The organism is Gilliamella sp. Pas-s25, assembly GCF_009795885.1.
In the GTDB taxonomy this organism is placed as follows: domain Bacteria; phylum Pseudomonadota; class Gammaproteobacteria; order Enterobacterales; family Orbaceae; genus Gilliamella.
Genome location: NZ_WTEV01000048.1, coordinates 1 through 6486, shown reverse-complemented (window position 1 = coordinate 6486; position 6486 = coordinate 1). Strand labels below are relative to the sequence as shown.

Below are 6486 nucleotides of genomic sequence, written 5' to 3'. Positions count from 1 at the left end.
TCGGCATAATGTGATTTACGATAGTGATGGTAAGCTCATTGGCCTTGAGTTATCAGGTGGAGTAAAACGCCTTGCCTTTAGCTATGCAGCACAAAATCCAGCACTTATCACTGAAGTTAATGAATTAACTCGCCTATCAGATAAACAACCTTGGCAGCCACTACGCCAAATTATGCGCTATGACTATAATGAGCGTCAGGAGTTGATAGCTGCCACCAATGCTTTAAACCATACTGAGCAGTATGCTTATGATGACAGCCACTTGATTATTCAGCGTAAGATGGCAGGCGGAGCGGTGTTTAACTGGCAATGGCTTGGGGAAGGCAATAGTGCTGTCTGTCATCAGCAAATCACCAATCTTAACGGTATTGAAAGCCGTTATGAGTGGGATAAGGCCAGCGGTAAAACAACGGTCTATCAGTCTGATGGCACCACCTTAAGCTATGTTCATAATCCACAAGGTAAACTGATTAGTCAAACCAATGCGGCCGGTCAAACCACCACCTATGACTATAATGAGCATGGACAGTTAATTAGAGAAACTAACCCACTCGGTGGGGTAACGCAATACCTGTATAACGAATTTAATAAGCTCTCAACTCTGATTTCCCCTGATGGGCAGCAGACAGATTACTACTGGTGGGGCGAGTGTGTTAGTGAAGTGATTCAGGGCAACCGCCGCTGGCAATACTACTATAACGAGTATGGCGACCGCACGCAAGCCATTAGCCCGGAAGGCAAAAAAACCAGCTATCAATATAATCAAGACGGGCAATGTACGGCGGTCATCTACCCAGATAATACTCGGCTGACTCAACAATTTAATCACCTAGGTCAAGTTAGCCAAATCACTTATCCCGATGGTCGCTGTGAACAGTACGCTTATGATGCACAAGGGCGCATTGAAACGGTGACTGATGGGCAAAATAATCGCCTTCATTACCAGTATAATGCCTTAGGCCAAATCACTAAAATCACCTACCCAAATAACACTACGCGGGAATACCGCTATAATGCTTATGGCAAAGTGACTTGGTTTAAAGATGAAGCGGGTAAAGTGACCGAATATGACTATGCCTCGCCCTTACACTTAATGACCGAAAAACGACTGCCAGATGGCGGACGGCTTAAATTTCGTTATGATAATATTCACCTGCAAGTCAGTGAGATTGAAAACCAGAAAGGGGAGCGCTATCACTTAACGTATACTGCAACCGGTCAACTGAGCGAAGAGATAGGGTTTGATGGGGTCAAAACAACTTATCATTATAATGATGTCGGTCATTTGATAGAAAAACGTGAATACGGTAATACGCCTGACGTTGCGCCACTTATCACCCAGTATCAGCGTGATATTACCGGCAAACTTATCCGCCGTATTTTTGCTGACGGCGTCACTGAACACTATGAATATGATGTTTATGGTCAGCTGATTAAAGTCAAAGACGAGCAAAATATATTAGTCTGGGAATATAATTTGGATGGTCAACTCACTGCCGAACATCAAAACTGGGCAACTATCCGCCATCGTTATGATGATAACACCGGCTTACTCAATGGCACTAAACTGCCCGATGGGCAATGGTTAGAATATTATCATCTTAATGGGCAATTACGGGGCATAACGCTAGATGGGCAGTCGTTAATCGGCATGTTTTATGATAACTTGGGGCGTGAATGTGAACGTCGTCAAGGTAATGGACTGGTTAACCGCTATCAATATGACCCGCTTGGGCAACTTATCGCCCATCAACGCTATCACGGTTATGATATCAGCACACAGGCCTCGCCATCCCCGCTCTGGCAACAGCACTACCACTACACCCCTGACGGGCAGCTTGCCGAAATCACGGGGGCACAGCCACGCCGTTACCGGTATGATAACGCCGGTCAGCTACACACCGTCACTTATCCTGACGCCAATCCTGAGCAACATCACGCTGAAAAAGTGGAACTGTTTGACTATGACCAAACCGGCAATAAACGCACTGAAACCCAAGCGCTGGCACCCGCGCCTTTTCACGCCAATATTGCCAAAGGCAACCGCCTGACCTTTTTTAGTGACAAACATTTTGAGTATGACCGCTTTGGTAATCTGATTGCCGAAAAACGCGGAAAAGACCACAGTCTAGTCACCCACTATGAGTACGACTGCCGGCATCGGTTAATCAAAGTGATTAAGCCGACGGGGCTAATCATCACCTATACTTATGATGCCTTTAATCGGCGTACGAGCAAAACCGTGGATGGTAAAACTACCGAATTCCTGTGGCAAGGTAGCCGGCTTATTGCCGAAACCGATAATGATAAACACTGGCAAACCTACCTTTACGAGCCAGATTCCTACCGCCCATTAGCCCTTGTGCACGGCAATGCCCGGCAAGATAATATCAAACTCTACTGGTACCAAAACGACCACCTCGGCACCCCCATTGCCCTTACCAGCAACATGGGTGACACCCTCTATGAATGCCAGTATAATGCCTATGGGCAGATAATAAACGAAACCTACCATCAAGACGATTTCCACGCTCTGCCAGATAACCCGCTAAGGTTCCAAGGGCAATATTATGATGAGGAGACAGGGTTACACTACAACCTAAACCGTTATTACGACCCATTTACAGGCAGGTATATCACCCAAGATCCGCTCGGTATACTCGGCGGACTAAATAGTTACCAATATGCTGGTAGCGATCCGATAAATTGGGTTGATCCGTTAGGGTTGATTAAGGTTGAAAATAATGGGTTTGAGGGGATTGCTGGAAAGGGAACGACGACGGTTAAAACCCCTGATGGTATTAGTTTTAACATTGATCTGCCTGCTCATTTAAGTACTGTTGAAAAATATACTCAGCAAAAAGGTATTACAGGTGGGCATAATGCGGATGCATTTTATTCAGCAGCAAATCAGAATGGCGTGAAGATCGTAAGTGAAACTCCTATCGGTATTCCTGGTGTTACTGAGATAAAATATCAAATTCCTGCAAAGGATAGAGCTGGAAATATTATTGGTTATAAGGATAAACCAATGACGAAAACTATCTATGATCCTAAAATAATATCAGATCAAAAAATATTAGATTTAGGGCAACAAGCAGCTGCTAGTGGCTATAAATCAGCAATAACATCAGGGGCTAGAGAATATACAAGTAGCGCAGGTGGAATCAGCTTTAGGGTTTATCTTGATCCTAAAACAGGAACTGTAACAAACTTCTTTCCGGTAACAAAATAATGAACGAATATATTTTTAAACATATTGATTATAACAATGATCCTGAATGGGTTATTAAAGATTTTTTTAATTCACTCAACCTTTATGGAAAATTTATTTGGGGAGTAGAATATATTATTAACAGGGTAGGTTTTGTAATCGATGAAACCTGTTGCAACTTTCCTGATTGGAATGATCCAGACCCAGAATGTCATTTTGAAGGCATTATGTTTGGAGTCTGGGAAGGAGAAATTATTGTTTCTGAAACATTGGGGTTTAACTACGTCAGATTAGCTTGTGAAAAATATCTTGCCTTACATCCAGAAGATACTGATAAGATTAATGAGTTACTTGCTAAAATACCTGTATAACAGCATGATCCCTACCTAATCAGCGGGGCTCTTTTTTTAGTTCTTAGAACTGTATCGCAAGTTCAATAACCAACTTGCCCTGTTCAATCTTAATGATAACAGCGCAGCCCACATAAAACCCTGTCTGTTCCAGCCACCTGCCTTTAATGGTTAGTTGTGGTCTGGGGTTGGGTTTTGTGCCTTGTGGCACGTAGCCAATGGTATAAAACCGTTCGTTGGGTTGTGGTGCAGGTGCTTTGCCTGTGGTTAATAGGACTTCACTACAACCTAAACCGCTATTATGACCCGTTTACAGGCAGGTATATTACTCAAGATCCGCTCGGTATACTAGGCGGACTAAATAGTTACCAATATGCTGGTAGTGATCCGATAAATTGGATTGATCCGTTAGGGTTGATTAAGGTTGAAAATAATGGATTTGAGGGGATTGCTGGAAAGGGGACGACTAATACCGCACAGGCTGGAAATGCTGCAACTAAACCTTCAACAAATGTAACAGGAACAATTCCAACAGTTGATCAACTGAGTCAAGCAGCCGCATCTGCTAATAGAAATGGCCTAACTGATGCTGGGCGTGCTTTGCAGAAACATGGTGGTCGAGAAGGAAGTGTTTACACTTATTCAAGCCAGAAATCATATGTTTTGAATAAGGAAGCGCAGAATATTGTGGATGATATTTTGTCAAACCCTAAAACGGTAATAATACATACAACAGCAACAGAGAATAAACAAATTATTAAAGTAATACATGCAACTGCTCCAGATGGTAGAACTTTAAGGTTTAATGAGGATGGCACTAAATTAATTGGGTTTAGGGAGCCTAGTAAAAAATAGAAGGAATATACAATATTATGTTGGATTATAGCGTTGGAAGTTCTATAGAAAGCGATAGTTTTAATGCAGAGCTCCTCTATGATGGAGACGTTTGGGGAGAACTTTGTTTATCTGAAGATAAAAGAAATTTAGAGTTTGTTATTTATCCAAGTGATCCAGTACGTGTTTTAACATTTAATTACGACGAAATAATGGAGTTAATTGAACGGGCCAAAAATCATCTTTTGCAATTAGAACCTTTAATAAAGGACTAAAAAAATCCCCACCTCACCGTGGGGATCTTGTTTTTACTTCCTAGATCTACCTCGCAAGTTCAACAATTAACTTGTTCTGCTCAACTGTAATGATGACCGACTGACCAGCGTAAAAGCCAAACTGCTCCAGCCACCTGCCTTTAATGGTGAACAGGGGCTAAGGTTGGGTTTTGTTGCTTGTTGCACATAACCCACGGTATAAAACCGCTCATTGGATCCTGATTATCCTATGGCGGAAGGTGTTTATCCCGGCAATGCTAATGATTTGTCAAATATTGCAACAGGTTCGCAAAATAAAATTATTATGGATAACCCGTTTGGATATTATCCTTTGAATGATGAAGTGCTTCGAGTTTTAAATAAAGAAGGTACTATAATTATTCGTGGGAGTGATGGTAAAGTAAATAAGTATATGAGAAATTTAGAATCCATAGCCGAAGATAAAGGTTTACAATTAATTGATAAACGACAAATTTCTAGTGCAGGATATTCTCAATCAAATGGAAAACCAATTGTTAGTCAAAATATAAATGAATATATATTTAAAAAATGATAGGTAATATGATGAAATATAAAATTGATATTACAGATAGTTATGAGAATTTTATTGATTTTGATGGTTGGAGTGGTGTCACAAATTATTCTTCTTTACCCAAGATTGATGAAAAAAAATCCACTTGCCACGTGTTTCTCGAAAATACATCAATACGTATGGATGAGAATATATGGCGAGATCAGATACTCTCGGTAAACCCTAAAAGTACAATAAATATTGCTGATGATCTACTTATATTAGCTCGTAAAGCTATTCTCACGATAGAAAATGTCCGATGTTATGACCTCAGAGTGATCTATAAAGAACATGATTATTATCATTCATCGGGTTTAACATTTGATATGAAAGATCGTTTTATGGTATTCGGTGGAGATGATATTGAGTATTTACATACAAATATATATGGAGGTGTCATTTTTAATGGTAAAGTGTTCTTAGAATTGGAAGAAAAAGAAATTCTTCCTTTAATGATAAATGGTGATGATGAAGTTATAGGAGGAGAAAAGGGTATAACAAAAATCAATAATGAGAAAGAAAAAGAATTGATTAAAAAAAATAACTTATTGGATATTGGCTATTTTAATGCTATAAAATCATCAATATGGGACTATAATTTTTTAATCAAGTATTTTTCTCATCAGAATGGGTATTGGGAGGCTATTAAGAATTATAAATAAACCAATGGATAAAAAAATCAATGAAGTTAATTGATAACGGTAACTTTTTAGCTAATTATTATTTCAAGCTGGAAAGGATAGGGGGAGAGTACTTAACCGCTATCAGTATGACACGTTCACCCATCAACGCTATCACGGTTATGATATCAGCACACAGACCTCGCCATCCCCGCTCTGGCAACAGCACTACCACTACACCCCTGACGGGCAGCTTGCCGAAATCACGGGGGCACAGCCACGCCGTTACCGGTATGATAACGTCGGTCAGCTACACACTGTCACTTATCCTGACGCCAATCCGGAGCAGCATCACGCTGAAAAAGTCGAGCTATTTGACTATGACCAAACCGGCAATAAACGCACTGAAACCCAAGCGCTAGCACCCGCGCCGTTTCACGCCAATATTGCCAAAGGCAACCGCCTGACCTTTTTTAGTGACAAACATTTTGAGTATGACCGCTTTGGTAATCTGATTGCCGAAAAGCGTGGAAAAGACCACAGTCTAGTCACCCACTATGAGTACGACTGCCGGCATCGGTTAATCAAAGTAATTAAGCCGACGGGGCTAATCATCACCTAT

8 protein-coding genes are annotated in these 6486 nt (G+C 40.9%); 6 read left to right on the top strand and 2 right to left on the bottom strand.

What is annotated here, in order from left to right; all coding sequences use genetic code 11:
* On the top strand, nt 1-3235 hold a 3235-nt coding region (locus GQ593_RS12955), incomplete at its 5' end, for an RHS repeat-associated core domain-containing protein (RefSeq protein WP_202115499.1).
* Nucleotides 3235-3585, top strand: a complete 351-nt coding sequence (gene cdiI / locus GQ593_RS12950; RefSeq protein WP_160432410.1) for a ribonuclease toxin immunity protein CdiI — start codon at nt 3235-3237, stop codon at nt 3583-3585. The genes GQ593_RS12955 and cdiI, both read left to right, overlap by 1 nt.
* Nucleotides 3586-3628: 43 nt before the next feature.
* On the opposite strand, the gene GQ593_RS14345 is transcribed toward cdiI, so the two are convergent.
* Nucleotides 3629-3784, bottom strand: a complete 156-nt coding sequence (locus GQ593_RS14345) for a SymE family type I addiction module toxin (protein WP_160432411.1) — start codon at nt 3782-3784, stop codon at nt 3629-3631.
* Here GQ593_RS14345 and GQ593_RS12940 point away from each other — a divergent pair.
* The gene (locus GQ593_RS12940; RefSeq protein WP_337189729.1) at nt 3769-4419 is read left to right on the top strand and encodes an RHS repeat-associated core domain-containing protein; all 651 of its coding nucleotides are present in this window, start codon (nt 3769-3771) and stop codon (nt 4417-4419) included. The two genes, GQ593_RS14345 and GQ593_RS12940, sit on opposite strands and share 16 nt — an antisense overlap.
* Nucleotides 4420-4436: 17 nt before the next feature.
* Complete coding sequence (locus GQ593_RS12935; protein ID WP_160432408.1) at nt 4437-4673, top strand: hypothetical protein; 237 nt, start codon at nt 4437-4439, stop codon at nt 4671-4673.
* A 46-nt stretch (nt 4674-4719) separates the two neighbouring features.
* On the opposite strand, the gene GQ593_RS14340 is transcribed toward GQ593_RS12935, so the two are convergent.
* Nucleotides 4720-4803, bottom strand: coding sequence for a hypothetical protein (locus tag GQ593_RS14340; RefSeq protein WP_442903621.1), 84 nt, complete (start codon nt 4801-4803; stop codon nt 4720-4722).
* A gap of 99 nt (nt 4804-4902) precedes the next feature.
* Between GQ593_RS14340 and GQ593_RS12925 the strand changes: the two genes are divergently transcribed.
* Nucleotides 4903-5226, top strand: a complete 324-nt coding sequence (locus GQ593_RS12925) for a hypothetical protein (protein WP_160432407.1) — start codon at nt 4903-4905, stop codon at nt 5224-5226.
* Between the two features lie 11 nt (nt 5227-5237).
* Entirely contained in the window at nt 5238-5906 is a 669-nt protein-coding gene (locus GQ593_RS12920) for a hypothetical protein (protein WP_160432406.1), read from the top strand.
* The last annotated feature ends 580 nt before the right edge of the window (nt 5907-6486 follow it).